General features: G+C 61.8%; 16 protein-coding genes. 6 read left to right on the top strand and 10 right to left on the bottom strand.

All coding sequences use genetic code 11. From position 1 onward, the window contains the following. Positions 1-247: 247 nt before the first annotated feature. The 5 genes from SHEL_RS01900 to SHEL_RS15550 all read right to left on the bottom strand — a co-directional run bounded on the left by SHEL_RS01900 (position 248) and on the right by SHEL_RS15550 (position 4,210). Positions 248-940: a succinate dehydrogenase/fumarate reductase iron-sulfur subunit gene (locus SHEL_RS01900; protein WP_012797556.1), complete on the bottom strand. Its 693-nt coding sequence runs from the start codon at positions 938-940 to the stop codon at positions 248-250. After that, the gene (locus SHEL_RS01895; RefSeq protein ID WP_012797555.1) at positions 930-2,564 is read right to left on the bottom strand and encodes an FAD-dependent oxidoreductase; all 1,635 of its coding nucleotides are present in this window, start codon (positions 2,562-2,564) and stop codon (positions 930-932) included. Before SHEL_RS01895 ends, SHEL_RS01900 begins: the two co-directional genes overlap by 11 nt. 6 nt (positions 2,565-2,570) lie before the next feature. After that, positions 2,571-3,134, bottom strand: a complete 564-nt coding sequence (locus SHEL_RS01890) for a hypothetical protein (protein ID WP_012797554.1) — start codon at positions 3,132-3,134, stop codon at positions 2,571-2,573. A 223-nt stretch (positions 3,135-3,357) separates the two neighbouring features. Further along, the gene (locus SHEL_RS01885; RefSeq protein WP_012797553.1) at positions 3,358-3,846 is read right to left on the bottom strand and encodes a ferritin-like domain-containing protein; all 489 of its coding nucleotides are present in this window, start codon (positions 3,844-3,846) and stop codon (positions 3,358-3,360) included. A 46-nt stretch (positions 3,847-3,892) separates the two neighbouring features. Continuing rightward, positions 3,893-4,210: an MBL fold metallo-hydrolase gene (locus SHEL_RS15550; protein ID WP_012797552.1), complete on the bottom strand. Its 318-nt coding sequence runs from the start codon at positions 4,208-4,210 to the stop codon at positions 3,893-3,895. Between the two features lie 149 nt (positions 4,211-4,359). Here SHEL_RS15550 and SHEL_RS14155 point away from each other — a divergent pair, with 149 nt between their 5' ends. Continuing rightward, positions 4,360-4,941, top strand: a complete 582-nt coding sequence (locus SHEL_RS14155; RefSeq protein ID WP_012797551.1) for a TetR/AcrR family transcriptional regulator — start codon at positions 4,360-4,362, stop codon at positions 4,939-4,941. Between the two features lie 479 nt (positions 4,942-5,420). Here the strand turns inward: SHEL_RS14155 and SHEL_RS01870 are convergent, their stop codons facing one another. The 3 genes from SHEL_RS01870 to SHEL_RS01860 form a co-directional block, all read right to left on the bottom strand. Next, on the bottom strand, positions 5,421-5,735 hold the full coding sequence (locus tag SHEL_RS01870) for a type II toxin-antitoxin system RelE/ParE family toxin (protein ID WP_012797550.1): 315 nt from the start codon (positions 5,733-5,735) through the stop codon (positions 5,421-5,423). After that, on the bottom strand, positions 5,719-5,985 hold the full coding sequence (locus tag SHEL_RS01865) for a type II toxin-antitoxin system Phd/YefM family antitoxin (protein WP_012797549.1): 267 nt from the start codon (positions 5,983-5,985) through the stop codon (positions 5,719-5,721). Before SHEL_RS01865 ends, SHEL_RS01870 begins: the two co-directional genes overlap by 17 nt. A 462-nt stretch (positions 5,986-6,447) precedes the next feature. Then, on the bottom strand, positions 6,448-6,846 hold the full coding sequence (locus SHEL_RS01860; RefSeq protein WP_012797548.1) for a secondary thiamine-phosphate synthase enzyme YjbQ: 399 nt from the start codon (positions 6,844-6,846) through the stop codon (positions 6,448-6,450). Between the two features lie 572 nt (positions 6,847-7,418). On the opposite strand from SHEL_RS01860, the gene SHEL_RS01850 reads away from it, so the two are divergent. Further along, positions 7,419-7,718 carry a hypothetical protein gene (locus SHEL_RS01850; RefSeq protein ID WP_012797547.1) on the top strand — a complete coding sequence of 100 codons (300 nt, stop codon included), beginning with the start codon at positions 7,419-7,421 and terminating at the stop codon, positions 7,716-7,718. Positions 7,719-7,904: 186 nt separating this feature from the next. On the opposite strand, the gene SHEL_RS01845 is transcribed toward SHEL_RS01850, so the two are convergent. Together SHEL_RS01845 and SHEL_RS01840 are read right to left on the bottom strand one after the other, a co-directional pair. Then, positions 7,905-9,182, bottom strand: coding sequence for a zinc ribbon domain-containing protein (locus tag SHEL_RS01845; protein ID WP_012797546.1), 1,278 nt, complete (start codon positions 9,180-9,182; stop codon positions 7,905-7,907). 48 nt (positions 9,183-9,230) lie between these two features. Further along, positions 9,231-10,208 carry a metallophosphoesterase gene (locus SHEL_RS01840; RefSeq protein WP_012797545.1) on the bottom strand — a complete coding sequence of 326 codons (978 nt, stop codon included), beginning with the start codon at positions 10,206-10,208 and terminating at the stop codon, positions 9,231-9,233. A gap of 240 nt (positions 10,209-10,448) precedes the next feature. On the opposite strand from SHEL_RS01840, the gene SHEL_RS14150 reads away from it, so the two are divergent. The 4 genes from SHEL_RS14150 to SHEL_RS15820 all read left to right on the top strand — a co-directional run bounded on the left by SHEL_RS14150 (position 10,449) and on the right by SHEL_RS15820 (position 13,112). Next, positions 10,449-11,258, top strand: coding sequence for a sigma-70 family RNA polymerase sigma factor (locus tag SHEL_RS14150; RefSeq protein WP_012797544.1), 810 nt, complete (start codon positions 10,449-10,451; stop codon positions 11,256-11,258). A 674-nt stretch (positions 11,259-11,932) separates the two neighbouring features. Beyond that, a complete protein-coding gene (locus tag SHEL_RS01830; protein WP_012797543.1) occupies positions 11,933-12,646 on the top strand; it encodes a lantibiotic protection ABC transporter ATP-binding protein in 714 nt (237 codons plus the stop codon). Next, positions 12,643-12,960, top strand: coding sequence for a hypothetical protein (locus tag SHEL_RS15545; RefSeq protein ID WP_041422453.1), 318 nt, complete (start codon positions 12,643-12,645; stop codon positions 12,958-12,960). Before SHEL_RS01830 ends, SHEL_RS15545 begins: the two co-directional genes overlap by 4 nt. Next, the gene (locus SHEL_RS15820; protein ID WP_420542164.1) at positions 12,846-13,112 is read left to right on the top strand and encodes an ATP-binding protein; all 267 of its coding nucleotides are present in this window, start codon (positions 12,846-12,848) and stop codon (positions 13,110-13,112) included. The genes SHEL_RS15545 and SHEL_RS15820 overlap by 115 nt, the downstream gene beginning before the upstream one ends. Positions 13,113-13,144 lie beyond the last annotated feature (32 nt).

Genomic DNA, 13,144 nt, shown 5'->3' with positions numbered 1-13,144 from the left:
CTCCGTCCCCGATGTCCCATAGAAGCCCCCGCGATGCCCGCGGCCGAAATGCTGCCGGTTTTGAAGAAATCCCTACGCGAAAAGGTGCTCATTGGGTGCCTCCCTCATGGGTTGTGAGGCCGCCTTGTCCGGCCCCGTTGCACCGCACCTTAGTTCGGGCGCATTCGTCGCACATCCCCGAGTACCAGGGATTTCACCCTCCTCCCCTGTTTTGGGGGAGGCGCTTTCCCACCGTTGCCGAATGCGATCAGCGGTTCATACGGGCCATCGATGCGATTGTCGCGATGCCCGCTGGGCACACGTCCATGCAGGAAAGGGACTTGGAGCAGTCCCGCCCGAAATGACGGTCGTAAAGCGCCTGCATCTCGCCCGCCTTGGCCTTGTTGCGCGAGGCCACCATGTAGCAGTCGTTCGCGAACAGCGCGCCGAAGAAATGCTCGCCGCTCGTGTAGTTCGGGCAAACCTCCAGGCACAGCCCGCACTTCAGGCATTTCCCAATATCGTACTGGTGCTGCCGGTCCTGCGCCGCCTTTGCGCGCCTGGTTGCGTCGCCGGGGTCGTACGACTCGATGTACACGTTGGAGCGCTTAAGGTTCTCGTGGATCGACGTTCTGTCCACAACCAGGTCGTGTATCACGGGGAACTTCCGCAACGGGCGGATCTCGATGCCGCTGCCCTTCAGATCGCGCAGGTGAACCTCGCACGCCAGCACGGGCTCGCCGTTCACCACCATGGCGCACCCGCCGCACACGCCCTGCAGACACGAGCACTCCCACCCGATGTTCGTGATCGGGTTGCCCTGGTCGTCAACCACGTCGTTGCTGGTGTTGATGCGATCGAGCAGCGCCGCTACGGTCATGTCGCCCGAAACGTCCATGTCGAAGCTTTCCCAGTATGGAGGGGTGCCCGGCCCAAGCTGCCTCAATACCCTAACGTTCATAGCGCCCGTCCTTGTCCAGCCACACCTTGAACTCGCCTTCGTTGTACGAAACGATGCTCGCGAACGCGAAATCGTCCCGAGCGGCGGGATAGTCGCTTCTCACATGCGCCCCTCGGCTCTCCGTACGATGTTCCGCGCACGCAAGCGCCGCTCGCGCAAGCACCAAAAGACCTGGTAAACAGTAATTCATGTACATCATGACGTGAGGGTCGTAGCTTATCTTGTCCACGTCGGAAAGGCACCGGTCGATATCGGCCACGCCGTCTGCAAGCGCCGTGCCGTCGCGTACAACGCCCATCTTCCGGTCCATGGTTTCCGTGAGCACGTCGCGCACGCGCGCGGCTGGAACCGTGCCCGAGGCATCGCACATGCGCGCCAGTTTTCGGCTCTCCTCGGAAAGCAACGTCGAGAAATCGGGCGCCGTTCGGACCGAATCGCAGCCCGCAATGGCATCTGCCGCCACCCAGCCGCTGTATATAGCGGACAGCAGCGAGTTGCCGCCCAGCCGGTTGGCGCCATGGTACATCGACGCGCACTCGCCGATGGCGAACAGGTTCTCGACGTTCGTCTCGTGGCTGTTGTCGACGGCGATGCCACCCATGAAGAAGTGAACGGACGGCGCCACAGGAATGGGCTCTTTGGCGATGTCGATGCCGCGATACTTCCGGCACACGTCTCTGACCTCGGACAACCGCTCGTCAATAACGCGCTTGCCAAGCACGGTGGCATCGAGGTAGACCTGACGTCCGACTGCAGCCATCTGTTGGCTCACAACGTCGCGCGGCATAAGGTTGCCGCGTTCGCCGTACTTCTCTTCCATAAAGTACACGCGCTCGTCGCCGTCCAGATAGAAGAGCCGCCCGCCTTCGCCGCGCACGGCCTCCGAAACCAGTATGCGCTTCTGCGGGGTCTCGAGCGTAGTGGGGTGGTATTGGATGAATTCGAGGTTCTTGAGGTCGACCCCCTGCATGAAGAGTTTTCCTGCCGCATACCCGTCGCATTGGGTGGAACCGGTCGTCTTCCCGAACAGCGCGTTCTGCCCGCCCGTCGCCACGACCAGCGCGTCGGCAAGCTCCATTGTCAAACCGCCGCTCGCCTCGTCGAACAGGATGGCGCCGTGGCAGCGGCCGTCCTGTATGAGGGCCGAATGGAAGCAGCTCCAGAGCCTGCGCTGGATAAGCCCGCGCGCCTCGAAGCGCCTGACCTCCATCACCAGCGCCGACACGATCTGCTTTCCCGTCGACGATCCGCAGTAGTACGTGCGCCTGTGCGTTTGGCCGCCGAACGCGCGCCGCGCAAGCGAACCATCCTTGTCCAGCGTGAACACCGTTCCGATGCGCTCGAGGTATTCGACCACGTCGGACGCATGCTCGCACAGCGACCCGACCGCAGCCCGGCCCGCGATGCCGCGCCCGCCGCGCATGGTGTCGTCGATGTGGCCGGCAACGCTGTCGCCCGCCTCGCAGTTTTCCAACACGGCGTTGATCCCGCCGGCGGCCATGACGGACTGCGAACGTTCCGAGGGAAACGGCGAAATGAGCGTCACATGCACGCCTGCTTCGGCAAGACGAACGGCGCACGCGCACCCTGCAATGCCGCTTCCTATGACAACAACCCTATCCATACGCACCTACCCGAGCAGGAACATCGCCACATGGCCGCTCGCGACGGCGTACGCGGAAACGGCGAACGCCACAGCCCCGATCGCATATGCGGCCCGGTCCATCCGCGTTTGAACCTTGATGGAATCCACGAACCCCAGCGTGATGAAACCGGCGGTCAACGACGTTGCAACGTGGGTCAGCACCACCGCGAAGAACAGGACCTCGGTCAGGATGAGCAGCACGATGAACGCGGCGTTGCCCGCCTCGGCGCTTTGCTGCATGAGGGCGAAACTGTCGACATGGATGATGAGCAGCGGGAATATGAGCGCGGCGGAAACACGCTTGAGGACGGTGGTGCGGTTCTGCTTAGGGTAAAGATCGAGCCGCGTGCCGTCGGAGCTGAGGAAAACCGTGAGCATGCCCAAAACCGCGTGCACGCACACCAGCACGATGAACGGAAGCGAGAACACCATCGTGAGCACGGGGTTGTAATAGAAGGTCAGATAGCAGAACGCATGGTATCCGATATGGATGAGCGCGAATAGAGCCGACAACAATCCGATTGCCGCATTTGCCTTCTTGAGTTTCATGAAGCTCCGTTCCGTCCCCGACTGAGATGTATAACCATTATACGTGCGTGGACTTCACGACGTTTCAAATCATTTGCAGGAAAATACCGCGGTCAGAAGCGGCCGTCTTGCTCGGCAGCCCCGCGCGGCCCATCGAGCGCATCGCCTCGTAAAAAACCGGTCGGAAGGGCGCCCCCCTCCGACCGGTTTCCCAGCTATGCTGTCGCGTTCGATTGTTCGGCCGCTATTCGGCGGTGGTGGAAGCAGCGGTGCCGTTGAGCTTCTGCACCAGCCAGTTCTGCACGCCAATCAGCTCGATGAGCTCCAGGTCCTGGTTGGTTTCCTGCAGGTCGGCGTCCTCGTCGATCAGGTAGGCCTTCACGTCCTCGTACGCCACGAAGTCGCTCGCGAACACGGGCATCATCTCGCTGACCTGGGCGATGCCTTCCTCGGACACCTTCTTCTCGTTCTTCAGGTACTCGACGATGTCGTCGTACACCTTCACCTCGGGCGTGGCCTCGATCTTGATGTCGCCGCCGAGGTCCAGAATGCGGTTGGCGAACTTCTCGACCCAGGTCATTTCCTCTTCGGCGTGCTCGGCGTACTTGTCCGCCAGCGCCGCCAGACCCTTGGACCCGAACACCAGGCCCTGGATGCGGTGGCTGAAGCTCTGGCTGGAAAGCCCTGTCACGATTGCCTGCAATGCCTGGATCTCTGCTTGCTTGTCTGCCATGAAAACCTCCTCGATCGGAACAGTTAAAAACCTAAATGATGTGGGATTATTTCGCCGGCTCCCACTTGCAGCGCACAGGCGACACGATGGCGCCCGTCTTCTTCAACTCGGCCATGGCCTTGTCTACGACCTTGCGGTCGAGCCCGCTCAGTTCGGCGATCTTGCCTGCGTTCAGCGGCGTGCCTGCCGGTATGCCGGTGTCCACCAGGACGACTTCGTCACCCGTGTCGATAAGGTAGTTCTGCAAACCTGAGCGGTAGCGGATGTTGGCGTCGAATGCCTCGGGACCGTCCTCGCCGCCGAATGCGAACGGCTGACTCATGAAGCCGCGGTCGCGGTAAATAACAGGCAGAATCTTAAACAAGGGAGTCCCCGTTCTATTTTGACAACACTTGCTAATACATGTAAGGTACATGTGTCACGCATCTTGGTCAATTGTCACCAAGGGCTGAACTGTCACTTAAAACTACCTTGTTGAACAACTGTCACGTATTTTGCGGAAACGAGCACGCCATGACGAACACGAAGGACCTGCGCTACGTTCGCACCGAAGAGGCCATCCGAAAAGCCTTCATGGACCTGGTGGGCGAAACGCCGATTGCGTCGATTACGGCGAGCGCCGTTTGCCGCCGCGCAGGAATAAGCCGCAACGCGTTCTATCTGCACCACGCCAGCGTGTCAGACCTGTACGCCGCGATGGTCGGCGAGCTCGTGAACGACGTGCGCACCGAAAGCCTATCTTCGGCGGAGCGCCGAGCCAGCACGGGTGCCGACGACGCGTTTTACGAGTCGATCGTCATGTCGCTCGCCCGCCACGAGAACCTGCTGCGCGCCCTGCTGCCTTCCGACGACGGCTCGCTCGCAAAATGCCTGGCAGATGGCATAGAAGCCGCATTTATCGAAGCGGCTCTGCATTTTGGCGAGCGCGGAGGCAGCTTCGAGCATCAACTGCACTGTGCCTATGCCGCCTGGGCGCTGGTGGGGTTCGCCTCCCGATGGATCGCAGACACCGACCGTCCTCTTCCGGAAGGCCTCGAGACATTCCAGGAGCTCCACGAAAGCGCCGTGAACGCATCGGTCCGCTTCCTCATGTAGCGAGGACCCGACCAGGGCTTTTCTTCAATCCCTGTGCACATGGGCAGACCCTTGTTTCCCGTTAGTGCCCCGCCAGCTAGCGCATCCGGGCCGTTCGCGCCCCGCCAGCTAGCGCATCCGGGCCGTTCGCGCCCCGCCGTGCAACGGGAATTCGGATTTCTGCGCACTTAGGGGGATAATCTGCAATCCGGAGGCGCCCCGAAGGCCGCTTCGCCCGATTGGACAGGATTTTACGCCACATATTGAGTGCATATGTGGTTTATTTATCGCACGGACGGACCGCCTGGGGCGCCCGGGGCTCGCGATCCGGCAGATTATCCCCTTAAGTGCGCACGAAACGCGATTCTCGTTGCACGGAGGCGGAGAACGGCGCGCCGTGCGGGTGGCCGGGCGCCCGCCAGGGCCCTACTCCCCCACGATCTGCACGAAGAACCGGCGGCTGCGCGGGCCGTCGAACTCGCAGAAGTAGATGCCCTGCATCAAGGCAGGATTTTGGTTAGGTCGCGGGCGCCGTAGACAAACCGCCGAACCTCCATAACATCATCGAACACCACATAGAACACCATGTAGTTGCCAACCGCAAACCAGTAATACGGTTGCGGATGCGGCCGCGTGGTTTTATAAAGCTGTGCCATGGTGGGCGCCTTGGCGTGTTCAAGAATAGCCTCTTCGGTCCGATCGAGCAGCCGTTGCGCCGCAGCAGGGTTCTTGAGCACGTCGCGAATATAGAATAACGCCTGCTCAAGATCGCTCCAGAAAAGAGGGAGGTACTGCAGTCTATATTGCTTCGCCACGGTCAAGCTCTCCCCTCAGAGCGCCGAACACGTCATCATGGCTGTAGCGCAACGTGGTTGAAGATGCCTGACGATCCGCAGCATCCAGCATAGCTTCCACGTTGCCCGTCAGGTTCTCGTATTGTTCCATGCTCATCACGACCATGGAACCGTATCCGTTTTTGGTCAGGAAAACTGGGCCTCCCGTGGACACTGCTTCTTCCACTGCGGAGTAATGATTGCGTAGCTCCGACACCGGCATGATCTGCATTCTAGCCTCCTTCTGGCAAATTCTATCTGAATTATATCATAGTTGCTGCGTAGCCTATTTGTCGCACCTGCGATGCATAGCCACTGGCCTCGTCACCGAAGCACCCCCCGATACGAAGGAAGAAACCCGTGAACAGGGGGCAGAGATTGGTTTGAGACCCGCCAGCTAGCGCATCCGGGCCGTTCGCGCCCCGCCGTGCAACGGGAATTCGGATTTCTGCGCACTTAGGGGGATAATCTGCGATCCGGAGGCGCCCCGAAGGCCGCTTTGCCCGAGCGGAGAGGATTTTACGCCACACTTTGTTTATATCTGTGGTTTATTTATCGCACGGACGGACCGCCTGGGGCGCCCGGGGCTCGCGATCCGGCAGATTATCCCCTTAAGTGCGCACGAAACGCGATTCTCGTTGCACGGAGGCGGAGAACGGCGCGCCGCGCGGGTGGCCGGGCGCCCGCCAGGGCCCTACTCCCCCACGATCTGCACGAAGAACCGGCGGCTGCGCGGGCCGTCGAACTCGCAGAAGTAGATGCCCTGCCAAGTGCCCAACGTGAGCGAACCGTTGCTGATGGGGATGGTCTCGGACGCACCTATCAGACTGGACTTCAGGTGCGCATGGCTGTTGCCCTCGGCGTGGCGGAACTCGGGACGGTCGCGGTCGCCGAACGCGTCAATCAGGGCGAACTTCAGGTCGCGCTGCACGTCGGGATCGGCGTTCTCGTTGATGGTGATGGCTGCGGTCGTGTGCGGGCAGTACACGGTGCACAGCCCCTCGCGAACCCCGCTTTCGCGCACGGCCTGTTTCACCTGGGCAGTTATGTCGTGAAACGAAAACGCAGACGTTTGCAGCTGGAAGGTCTTCATGGCGCCGTCCTCTCATGATGCGGTCTTGCCGAAAGCGCGCCTCGCAAACGGCGCGCCCTTTGCATTATAGCCTCCCCACCTCGGACAGGTGCGCCGTCGGCCTCTGCCGTGCATCGGATGCAAGCGGAAAGCGTATCCTGGGGTCGAGCCTCGCCGCGCCCGCCTTTGCATGACCCCAATCGGATCCGGCCAGAAGGAGCTGCTCCCTCTGGCCGAATCCGCAAGAGTGGGCGTTGGCGCGTCCAGATAGACCCAGGTCAACGTCACGCAGGATAATCAGTAGTTCAAGCCGAACGCCCACAGGGGAACCACGTTGCCGTAGCCGTGAACCTCCTTGTCCGAATGTCTGCTTGCGCAGGACGGTTCAAATTGCACTGCGACAGTGCAATTTCCGCACGATTATGCACTGTGACAGTGCATTTGCCTTTTCCAACCTGACGGTCTTGATAACGGATGACGGGCGGACGTCGACGATCCCCTCTGTCTCGAGCACGTGTCGCCGATCAACAACCTTTGCGCCTGGGAACAGCTAGAGTACGAAGGATTCACAGCTAATCAGGCAGAGCACGGAGTTGACGCAGAACACTCATTTCTATTTCAATAGCGAAGATGGAGGGTCTTATCTGTCCATCGATCGAAGCGACGTGGCATCCTTTGATGACTGGTCGAACTATATAGATGGGGAGCCAACATCCATCAACGGATATGACGCTATTGTCCACCGCGACCACATTGGTGACTTGCGGTCCATCGAGGCGACCATCGAGATGAGCGAAGGATACTTGGAAGTGCGTTTCTCCCATCCCGTCGAGCAGGACGACATCTACGAGCCGCTCATCGAGGGCATTCTCGCCAGCATCGAAGTCGACTAGCCCACGTTGTTTCAACCACCGTCGAGCGCACTCACCCAAGGCCGACAGCGCTCAGGGTTCGACTTAATAATTGCTCCAGTTATTCCTGTAATGCGGTAATAACTGGAGCAAATGTAGCAGCTGATTCAGGAATACTCGCCCACTGGCATTCGGCCCGCAAGTGTGGCAATAAAGGCCCGGGGTCCGTCACGCCAGGCGGGCGTGGGCCAGGTGGGTGACAAGGGCGCCGTGTCCGCCTCGGGCCAACGTTTCGACAACGGCGATCGGGGTGTTGGCATTCGCGGCGACGCCTGCAAGCACGCCTTCGTTTTCGTCCTGGGCAAGCGCTTCCAGAACGTCGGCCGGGGCGTTGGCGTTGCAAGCGACCCCTTCGCGAACGCGCTCGTCCCCGTCGCGCGACAGACCCCGAAGGACGTCGGGCGGCGTGTTGCGGTTGCACGCGACGGCCGATCGGGTGTCTGCGTCGTCGGTCCGGGCGAGTTCCTTAAGAACGTCGGCCGGGGCGTTGGGGTTGAAGGCGAGGTAGCCGCGCACGGCCTCGGCGGCGTCTTGGGCGAGTGCCGCGATGGCATCCGCCGGCGCGCTCGGATTTTGCGCCACGCCCCTGCGCACGTCTTCGTTTTCGTCTTGGGCAAGCTCGCGCAAAACGTCGGTGGGCGTTGCAACGTTGTACGCGACGGAGGTCCGGACGTCTTCGTCATGCTCACGGGCAAGCTCACGCAGCGCGTCGGCCGGCGCATCCGGGCTCATCGCGAGCACCCGCATGGCGTACACTGCGTTGGTCTGAACGTCTTGGTCCGCATCCTGCGAAAGGTGGCACAGGGCGCTGACCGGCGTGTTTGCGTTAAGGGAAACGGCACAGCGAACGCCCCTGTCCGCATCATGCGCGAGCGCCTCGAGCACGTCGGCCGGCGCATTGGTGTTGCCGGCCGCGATGCAACGGACGGTTTCGTCCTCGTCGTGCGAAAGCTGCCGCAAAATGTCGGCCGGGGCGTTTCCGTTTTCGGCGGTGCACATGCGAACCAATTCGGTCTCATCCTGGGCGAGGAGCCGCAGGGCGTCAGCCGGTGCGGCTCCGTTCTCGGCAACCGACTCGCGGACGCGCACGTCTTCGTCATGCGAAAGCGCCTCGAGCACATCGGCCGGAGCGGCTGTGTTTCGAGCCACACGCATGCGGACGGCTTCGTCCGCGTCGTGCGAAAGCTGCCGCAAAACGTCGGCCGGCGCGGCGTAGTTTTCGGCAACATCCGTGCGGACCAGGCAGTCTTCGTCCCCGGCAAGTTCTGCAAGCACATCCGGCGACGTGTCCGGACGAACGGCGGCGTCCCTCTTGCGAGGTCGCGTCCATCCAGCCGTAAGAGCCGCGGCGCCGGAAACGCGCCCCATGCGCGAACCGCAATGCGGGCACAATCCCTCGCGCTCCGAAACCTCGTTGCCGCAATGCGGGCACTTCGCACCGGCCATTCAAACCGCCCCCGTTCTGGTACAACATGACAATTTTTCTGCACGCAACTATAGCAGCTCGTCTCGCGATTGGCGGGCGGATCCCGAATCGGGTGCATCGCCGCGCCCGCGAAACAGCGCCGACTCCACCGCCGAACAGGGGTCCTGCCGTACGTCTGGCCACTGCCGCACCTCCCGCAACCCTCCTCCATCGTCGAGCTCGCGGTAGGTTCCGTCCCTGGAGTCATACACCAGAACGGGAATGCGGCCCGACAGAAACGTCGCGCCGTCCATGTAGAAATGCGACGCGCCGTCCCACAGGGCCCCGTGGAAGTCCAGGTCGCCGCAGATGCTCGACGTAGGCGTGTGACCTGCGATAACGTCTTTCGGGAACGTTCCGAAGCGGATTGCCCGCGAGCGCAGCATCGTGTCGCGGGCCGATGTGCCCCATGAGACCCCGAGCGACTCGTCGATTCCCGCATGCACGAAAACCTGGCGCTCGGTCTCGTGAAAGAGCCACAGCCCGCAAAGCCAGCGCACCTCGTCCGCATGGTCGCAGCGGATGCGCGCGCATGCGCGTTCGAATGCGTCGGCAGCAAAGGCGTCGTCCAGCTCAAGGGCGTCCTCCAGCTCCGCATAGGCCGCCGGCCCCAGAAACGAGCGCAACGTGGCACCGCCGGAGTCCGCCGCGCGCCACATCCTCAGGCGCTCGATGGGCGTGTTCCCCAGGTCGCCACGGAATCGGTTGACGAAACGCCTGATCAGGCCACTGGTCTTCGGCATCGGCGCCGCAACCCCGAGCCAGCGCAGCAGGTCGTCCTCATGGTTGCCCAGCAGCGCCACAACGCGCCCGGGACAATCCCGCTCAAGCCGCATCGCCTCGCGAATCACGCCCAGGCTGTTCGGCCCGCGGTCGACGTAGTCGCCCAGCAGCACGAGCACGTCTTCGCACCTCGAATCGAAAAACCCCAGTTCGGAAAGCTGTTCGATTCGTTCGCAAAACGCCGCAGCGCACCCGTGGATGTCGCCCATCGCGTATGTTTTCATGCGGCCCCCTCCCGCAGGCCAAGCTGCCGCCAATGCCCTGTCGCCTGCCAGCTTAGCCCGAGCCCTGCGCTGCAATTGCGCAATCCGGCCCCGCGCGCGGGCATATACTGCACGAGAAAGCCCCGCGAAGGCGGCCCGCACGCGCGGACCCGCAGCCGCGCCCTGCCGGCCAGCCGCGCGCACCCGCAGCCGCGCCCTGCCGACTGTCGTTCGAAAAACCCAAGAGAGGACGTGATCTGGATGGCCGATACCCCTGCGAACAGCGCAAACGAGTTCAACACCGAAAACACCCGACCCGAACACACCGCCGAAGCCCCGACCGCCGGAGCAGGCTCACTTCAAGACATGGCCAACGAGTATTGGGTCGACGACGACACGCGGACGTACCTGCTGGAAATCGATCGGTTCCCTCTGCTCGATTCCCAAGAGGAGGCCGACCTTGTCGCGAAAATCAGGGCCGGTGCCGAAGCGGCCGACCAGCTGAGGCAGGCAAGCCAGGACGGCGTTGTGCTCGACGACGCCGAGGCGCGCCGGCTGGCCCGCATCCAGTCGGATGGCGACGCCGCAAAAGAGCAGCTCGTCGGTGCAAGCCTGCGACTGGTCGCCCGCATCGCAAAGCGCTACATCTTCAGGGGCGTGTCGTTCATGGACCTGGTGCATGAGGGCAACATGGGACTTATCCGCGCGGCCGAGCGCTTCGATCCCGCCAGCGGCGCCGCGTTCTCCGTGTACGCCTCGTGGTGGATCCGCGCCGCCATCTCCCGCGCCACGGGTCGCGGGCGCTGGGGCTGTTTCCCGCTGGACCCTTCCGAAACCTTCGGCGAAGGCGAAATCGAAACCGCGCTTTCAAGCATGAGCGAGCGCGAGCGGGACTACATCCGCTTCCGCTTCGGGCTGGAAAATGGAAGCAGCCGCACGTTCGGCGAGTCGGCTCCAGAGCCTGGCGTGGTCTGCACCCTGCCGAGCGGCATCACCCGCGAGCGCGCCCGCCAGATCGAGGCGAAGTTCCTCGCCAAGCTGCGCAACCTCCGCGGGACTTTGGGGACGTAGCCCCTTGTCCCGTTTCGCCCCCGGCGGGACATTGCTGGACAAAGGGGACGGAGCCCTTTGTCCCGTTCGGTGCAGCAGACCCGCTTCCCCACCCGGCCAAACGTGCTCTTCCAGCTCAAAACCCGCTTTTGCGCCAGAAAAACAAGTAGTGCACGACCAGGGGAAGCGAAGTATCAGATCCGAAATATACGCACCTCTCTGAACAGGCGTTTTGCAACGACGCTCTTCGGCGGCTTTCGACGGTGGCCTTTAAGCGCGCTCCAAGTCGTGCACTACTTGTTTTTCTTGGCGGAAAACGAGGTTTTCGGGCCGAGGAGCGGGGTGCGACGAAGTTGCGCGCCCGTCCAGCCTCCGTCTGAGCCCGCCACGTCCCCGATGTCCCGTCCCAATTAGCTAAACTCTACTTTGCCTAAGTGTTCTTTAGCTATTAGACAGCCTCTCTTACGCCTCGCCGGAAATGGGACAAAGGGGGCGAAATGGGACAAAAGGCTCCGTTCCCAATGTCCAGCGACGCCTGTGACAGCAAAGGTTCGGGAAAAGTGTCACCCGCGCGAATGCGCCAGCAAAGGTTCGGGAACGTGTCATGCGTTCGTCAATCACTCTTTAGCGAATCTTTAGGAATGCCCTTCAAACTGATTGGAAAAGAACGATCCAAGACAAACGAAGGGAGAAAGATGAACTCTTGCATTTTGGAAACGCGCGGCCTGGTCAAACGGTTCGGCCGCGGCTCCCGCGAGCAGACGGCCGTGGACGGCGTAAGCCTGCACGTGGAGGAGGGGAAGGTCTATGGCTTGCTCGGCCCCAACGGCGCCGGCAAGTCGACCACACTTAAAATGATCACGGGTATGCTCCGACCGTCGGAAGGCCAGATTCTGTTCGAGCAGCGCCCCTGGCAGCGAAACGACCTTTACCGCATCGGCTCGCTCGTCGAACAGCCGCCGCTTTACCCCAACCTCACAGCCCGCGAAAACATGCGGGTACGCACGACGATGCTGGGGTTGCCAGATGAAAGGATCGACGAGGTCCTTTCAACCGTGGGACTTGCCGACACGGGAACCAAGCGGGCAGACCGCTTCTCCATGGGCATGAAGCAGCGCCTGGGAATCGCCCTTGCTCTGCTCACGCAGCCTAAGCTTCTGATCTTGGACGAACCGACCAACGGTCTCGACCCAATCGGTATCGAAGAGCTTCGCATCATCATCAGGGAATTCCCGAAGCACGGCATCACTGTGCTTTTGTCCAGCCACATCCTTAACGAGGTGCAGCAGACCGCCGATTCGGTCGGCATCATCGTGAACGGCCGACTCGCCTACGAGGGCGCGCTGCAGAAGGAACAGGACCTCGAAGCCCTGTTCATGGAGGTTTGCAGGAACGGAGATGCGCGATGAGTCAAGCACAACCCGCCGCCGGACGGCAGAATGTCCGCCACGGATCGTTAGTTTCCGCCGTACGCGCCGAAGCCCTGAAGTCCAAACACGGGGCGCCCCTTCGTCTGGCAATCGCCTTGTCGCTGCCCGCGCCGCTGCTCGCGGCGTTCATCGTGGCCGCGTGGTGCTCTCGATCGATTGCGACGCACATGAGCAGGAGATTCGCATATCCGTTGACGATGATGGGGCTGGCTTTTCGCCAGAAGCGCTCGAACGCGGAACCGAGCGGCTCTTTCGAGACGACGCATCGCGCGTCAACAGTCGTCGTGGTATAGACGGAACCCATTTCGGGCTGGGTCTTTCGATTGCACAAGAGGTGGCCGCGGCGCACAATGGCAGACTCGAGCTCACCAATCCGACAGATGCAGAAGGCCACGTATCGGGCGGCCGCGCAACCCTTGTCCTGCCCCTGCGCCCAAGACGTTAATGACAGCCTTTTGCCAGTTGAGGCGAATAACG

The organism is Slackia heliotrinireducens DSM 20476 (genome assembly GCF_000023885.1).
Classification (GTDB): domain Bacteria; phylum Actinomycetota; class Coriobacteriia; order Coriobacteriales; family Eggerthellaceae; genus Slackia; species Slackia heliotrinireducens.
Note: the sequence above shows the minus strand (reverse complement) of the source record. Positions and strands in the feature narration are given on the sequence as shown.

Bases quoted from the DNA above. Each gene is read 5' to 3' on its own strand.
- SHEL_RS01900 (WP_012797556.1), bottom strand. From the start codon at position 940: ATGAACGTTAGGGTATTGAGGCAGCTTGGGCCGGGCACCCCTCCATAC.
- SHEL_RS01895 (WP_012797555.1), bottom strand. From the start codon at position 2,564: ATGGATAGGGTTGTTGTCATAGGAAGCGGCATTGCAGGGTGCGCGTGC.
- SHEL_RS01890 (WP_012797554.1), bottom strand. From the start codon at position 3,134: ATGAAACTCAAGAAGGCAAATGCGGCAATCGGATTGTTGTCGGCTCTA.
- SHEL_RS01885 (WP_012797553.1), bottom strand. From the start codon at position 3,846: ATGGCAGACAAGCAAGCAGAGATCCAGGCATTGCAGGCAATCGTGACA.
- SHEL_RS14155 (WP_012797551.1), top strand. From the start codon at position 4,360: ATGACGAACACGAAGGACCTGCGCTACGTTCGCACCGAAGAGGCCATC.
- SHEL_RS01865 (WP_012797549.1), bottom strand. From the start codon at position 5,985: ATGCAGATCATGCCGGTGTCGGAGCTACGCAATCATTACTCCGCAGTG.
- SHEL_RS01860 (WP_012797548.1), bottom strand. From the start codon at position 6,846: ATGAAGACCTTCCAGCTGCAAACGTCTGCGTTTTCGTTTCACGACATA.
- SHEL_RS01845 (WP_012797546.1), bottom strand. From the start codon at position 9,182: ATGGCCGGTGCGAAGTGCCCGCATTGCGGCAACGAGGTTTCGGAGCGC.
- SHEL_RS01840 (WP_012797545.1), bottom strand. From the start codon at position 10,208: ATGAAAACATACGCGATGGGCGACATCCACGGGTGCGCTGCGGCGTTT.
- SHEL_RS14150 (WP_012797544.1), top strand. From the start codon at position 10,449: ATGGCCGATACCCCTGCGAACAGCGCAAACGAGTTCAACACCGAAAAC.
- SHEL_RS01830 (WP_012797543.1), top strand. From the start codon at position 11,933: ATGAACTCTTGCATTTTGGAAACGCGCGGCCTGGTCAAACGGTTCGGC.
- SHEL_RS15545 (WP_041422453.1), top strand. From the start codon at position 12,643: ATGAGTCAAGCACAACCCGCCGCCGGACGGCAGAATGTCCGCCACGGA.